Below are 1,698 nucleotides of genomic sequence, written 5' to 3'. Positions count from 1 at the left end.
GACCACGACGGCCACGTCGTCCCCTCGCCAGCCCACACCGTGCGACGGCGCGATGACGTCGACCGCCCAGCCAGTCGCCGCGATCTTCTCGAGCGTCTTGGCGATCTGCGTGCCCAGCGGCATGAGGATGTTGGCGTAGTAGACGCGCAGCTCCTCGAGGGCGAGCTCGACCCCCACCTCGTCGGCAAACCGGTCCTCCGAAGCCAGGTGCTGCCCGAACGCGTCGTTGGACATCAGCACGCGCTCCTCGGGGCAGTACGTCGCCATCGAGTCGGGCCAGTGCACCATCGGCAGCGGCAGGAAGGTCAGCGTGCGCCCGCCGAGATCGATGACGTCGCCCTCCTTGACCGCCTCGATCTCGAGGCCGTCGTGGTACTCGGCGACACCGCGCACACCCGAAGGCGACGCGACCACGCGGGCGTTCGGCATCGCGGCCATGACGTCGCGCAGCCCGCCGTTGTGGTCCGGCTCGACGTGGTTGACGACGATGGTGCCGACCTCGGCCGGGTCGATCACCGACGCCACGCGCGCGAGCAGCTCGGGCACGAACGGGGCCTTCACCGTGTCGACCAGCGCCCAGCCCATCTCGCCCCGCACGAGGTAGGCGTTGTAGGTCGTGCCGTTGAGCAGCTCGAAGCCGTGGAAGTCGCGCAGGTTCCAGTCGATGGCACCGACCCAGGAGATGTTCTCGCTGACCTTGACCGATCGCATCTGCCGACCACCCTCTCTGGACGCTTCGAGCGACGCGGGAGAAGATACCACCGAAAGGGAGGGCGCCAGGCACGTAGCGAGGAGGGGCAGGGCGTGTTCATCTTCCCGTACCAGATCGGCCGCAGGCTCCAGCACGTGCCGTGGGTGACGATCGCGCTGATCGCCGCCAACGTCGTGGCGTCGGTGGCGTTCTTCTTCGTGATGTTCCGTGTCGTCACCGACGTGGTGATGGCCGCGAAGACCGCTGACGACCTGCTCGCCATGCTGATCGACCGCCTCGCGTGGTGGATGTTCTACCCGGACTGGCGGGGGCTGTACACCTGGTTCACCTCGTCGTTCCTGCACGCTGACCCGATGCACCTCGTGTCCAACATGTTCTTCCTCTACCTGTTCGGGTCGGTGGTCGAGGACGCGGTGGGGCACTGGCGGTACCTCGCGCTGTACGTCGGAGGCGCTGCGGCGGCCGCCGCGCTGTACGCACTGACCGAGCTGATCGTGCCGGGCCCGGCGAAGATGTCGATCGGCGCGTCGGGCGCACTCGCGGCGGTCATGGCGATCTTCGCGTTGCGCTTCCACAAGACCAAGATGCGCTTCGCCTACTTCTTCATGATCTTCTTCCGCATCCGTGCCGGCACCTTCGAAACGACCTCGATCGTCGGCGTCGGCATCTGGGCTGTCGGCGAGCTGCTCTACGGCCTCCTGCAGCTCGGCGGCGTGGGCAGCAGCACCGCGCACTGGGCGCACCTCGGCGGCCTGGTCTTCGGCGGGGTCGCGGCCTACACCCTCGGCTTCATCAAGCAGGCGTCCAACGAGTACCTCCTCGACGATGTCGCGGCGTACAGCGCGGCCGGAGCACACGGCGCGGCCGCGTCCGCCTACGCGAAGATCGCCGAGAACGACGCGGCGAACCCGTTCTGGCAGCTCGCGAACGCGCGCGAGCGCCTGCTCGCCGGCGGCGCGGGCGCGACGGGTGCCGCCGAGCAGCTC

The 1,698-nt window shown here is 68.5% G+C and carries 2 protein-coding genes; one reads left to right on the top strand and one right to left on the bottom strand.

Annotation, left to right across the window (positions count from 1 at the left end):
• A partial coding sequence (locus FDZ70_10185) for an MBL fold metallo-hydrolase (GenBank protein ID TLM67313.1) occupies positions 1-711 on the bottom strand: 711 nt, incomplete at its 3' end.
• Positions 712-804: 93 nt separating this feature from the next.
• On the opposite strand from FDZ70_10185, the gene FDZ70_10180 reads away from it, so the two are divergent.
• The coding region (locus FDZ70_10180) for a rhomboid family intramembrane serine protease (GenBank protein TLM67312.1) at positions 805-1,698 on the top strand (894 nt) is incomplete at its 3' end.

It is taken from the genome of Actinomycetota bacterium, assembly GCA_005774595.1.
In the GTDB taxonomy this organism is placed as follows: Bacteria; Actinomycetota; Coriobacteriia; order Anaerosomatales; family D1FN1-002; genus D1FN1-002.
This window is presented reverse-complemented; position numbering and strand designations above follow the sequence as displayed.